This window comes from Bradyrhizobium sp., assembly GCF_035273305.1.
GTDB lineage: Bacteria > Pseudomonadota > Alphaproteobacteria > Rhizobiales > Xanthobacteraceae > Bradyrhizobium.
The window spans coordinates 1-2918 of the sequence record NZ_DATEPI010000061.1 but is presented as its reverse complement, the minus strand read 5'-3'; the positions used below and the strand labels follow the sequence as shown (position 1 = coordinate 2918).

Below are 2918 nucleotides of genomic sequence, written 5' to 3'. Positions count from 1 at the left end.
AGGCAGTCTCGACCTGATCCGGGGACGCATCCTTGGCCGCATCGGGACCTCGCTCGACGAGGCGCTCAATGCGCGCGTGTTCGATACGGTTGTGCGGCTGCCGCTCATGGTCGGTGGACGCAACGAAGGACTGCAGCCGTTACGAGACCTGGACAACATCCGCTCGTTTCTGTCCAGCATGGGACCGGGCGCGTTGTTCGATCTGCCCTGGTTGCCGTTCTATCTGGCGATCTGTTTTGCATTCCACGTCATGATCGGCCTCACCGCGCTGGTTGGCGCGATCATCCTGGTCAGCCTAACTGTTCTCACCGAACAGCTATCGCGCGCGCCGGCGCGCGAGGCCATGGGTTTGGCGGCGCGTCGCAACGATCTGGCGGCCACCAGCCGACGAAATGCCGAAGTGCTGGTCGCAATGGGAATGTCCGGACGCTTAGCCCGGCGCTGGAGCCTGGCCAACCAGAATTATCTGGCGGGTAATCAGCGCGCCAGCGATGTCGCCGGCGGCCTCGGTGCGGTTGCCAAGGTGCTACGGATGACCTTGCAGTCGGCGGTGCTCGCCGTCGGCGCCTATCTCGTCATCCACCAGGAGGCGACGGCGGGCATCATCATTGCGGGATCAATCCTGAGCGCGCGCGCGCTTGCCCCGGTCGACCTCGCGATCGCGCACTGGAAAGGCTTCGTCGCCGCGAGGCAGAGCTGGCAACGGCTGAATCGATTGCTCAGCTCGGTGCCTGCCGCAACCGCGCAGACGGTATTGCAAAATCCATCCAGTCGGCTGTCGGTGGAAAGCGTCAGCATCGTGCCGCCCGGCGACCAAAAGGTGATCGTGCAGGATGTTACCTTCGCCCTTCAGGCCGGCAACGGCCTCGGCGTGATCGGGCCAAGCGGATCCGGCAAATCCTCCTTGGTGCGCGCGTTGGTCGGCGTTTGGCAGCCGGTCCGTGGCAAGGTACGGCTCGATGGCGCGGCACTCGACCAGTGGTCGTCCGACCTGCTCGGCCGCCACGTCGGATATTTGCCGCAGGATGTCGAATTGTTTGCCGGCACGGTGGCCCAGAACATCGCCCGATTCGATCCGGACGCCTCCGCGGAGGCTATCATCAGCGCTGCAAAGGAAGCCGGCGTCCACGAGATGATCATCAAGATGCGCGAGGGTTATGATACCCAGATCGGAGAGCAGGGTGCCGCGCTCTCGGCTGGCCAGGCCCAACGCGTCGCTCTGGCGCGCGCGCTGTATGGTAGCCCATTTCTCATCGTGCTCGACGAACCGAACTCAAATCTCGACACCGAAGGCGACGAGGCCTTGACGCGGGCGGTGCGCGCGGCGCGCGAGCGGGGCGCGATCGTGATCGTCGTAGCGCACCGGCCGATCGGGATCGAGGCAGTCGACCAACTGCTTGTGCTCAAGGACGGCCGGATGCAGGCCTTTGGCCCCAAGGAAACGGTCCTGGGTCAGGTCCTGCAGCGGGTTTCTCCGCCCACCCCGATCAAGATCGTATCCGAAGGCGGAGTTACCAAATCATGATCGGGGCCGAAAACCGAGGAGCCCAGCAGTCGATCCGGTTGCACTTGATCATAGGGCTGACGATCGCGCTGGTGTTGGCGGGCGGCCTCGGTGGCTGGGCGTCGACCGCGGAGATTTCAGGCGCGTTGATTGCGCCGGGCTCGATCGTCGTCGAATCGAATGTGAAGAAAGTGCAGCACCCGACCGGCGGCGTTGTCGGCGAGGTGCGCGCGCGCGATGGCGATCTGGTCAAGGCCGGCGATATCGTGGTGCGGCTGGACGACACCGTCACCAAGGCCAGTCTCGCGATTGTGACCAAGAACCTTGATGGGCTGTGGGCGCGGGCGGCGCGACTGCAGGCGGAACAGCAGGGGCTGGACAAGATCGTATTTCCCAAGACGCTGCTCGATCGCGCCGATGATCCCGACGTCAAGACCATCATCGCAAGCGAGACCAAATTGTTCGAGGTCCGCGTCAACGGCCGGGTTGGCCAGAAGTCGCAGCTACGCGAGCGGATCACGCAGCTAAACGAGGAGATCGCCGGCCTCGCGGCGCAGGAGAAAGCGAAAGATCAGGAAATCGCGCTGGTGGAGAAAGAACTGTCCGGCGTTCGCGATCTTTACGAGAAGCATCTCGTGCAAATTTCGCGTCTGACCACGCTCGAGCGTGATGCGGCGCGGCTGAACGGCGAGCGCGCGCAATACATTGCGTCGCGGGCGCAGGCCAAGGGCAAAATTACCGAAACCGAACTGCAGATCATTCAGGTCGACAAGGACATGGTCAGCGATGTCTCCAAGGACCTGCGTGAGACAAACGACAAGATCGGCGAATTCGTCGAACGCAAGGTTACCGCCGAAGATCAGCTACGCCGCGTCGACATCCGCGCTCCGCAGGACGGCATGGTGCTGCAGTCGACGGTGCATACGGTCGGCGGCGTCATCACCGCCGGCGCCGACATCATGATGATCGTTCCGCAAACCGATGACCTGCAGGTCGAAGCCAAGGTCAATCCGCAGGACATTGATAAATTGCAGATCGGCCAGAAGACCCTGCTGCGTCTCTCGGCATTTAACCAGCGCACCACGCCGGAACTGAACGGGGTCGTCAGCCGTGTCTCGCCGGATGTCACCACCGAACAGCGCACCGGCCAATCCTATTACACCATCCGGGTATCGATGCCGCCGGAGGAAATCGCGCGCCTTGGCGATGTTAAATTGATTCCAGGCATGCCCGTCGAAGCATTCGTGCAGACCGGTGACCGCACGCTGTTGTCCTACCTGGTCAAGCCGCTAAGCGACCAGCTGAAGCGCGCGTTCCGCGAGAGGTAAGCGCTCGCGCTTGCAAAAACGGCCGGGTCATGGACCCGGCCGGTTTTTATTTAGTTAAAGAGCGTTTTCTGGCGGAGTGAAGCAGA

General features: G+C 62.7%; 2 protein-coding genes. Both read left to right on the top strand.

The features are described 5' to 3' along the window. The coding region (locus tag VJV58_RS04185) for a type I secretion system permease/ATPase (protein ID WP_324136085.1) at positions 1-1525 on the top strand (1525 nt) is incomplete at its 5' end. Then, complete coding sequence (locus VJV58_RS04180; RefSeq protein WP_324136084.1) at positions 1522-2832, top strand: HlyD family type I secretion periplasmic adaptor subunit; 1311 nt, start codon at positions 1522-1524, stop codon at positions 2830-2832. The genes VJV58_RS04185 and VJV58_RS04180, both read left to right, overlap by 4 nt. Positions 2833-2918 lie beyond the last annotated feature (86 nt).

Bases quoted from the DNA above. Each gene is read 5' to 3' on its own strand.
- VJV58_RS04180 (WP_324136084.1), top strand. From the start codon at position 1,522: ATGATCGGGGCCGAAAACCGAGGAGCCCAGCAGTCGATCCGGTTGCAC.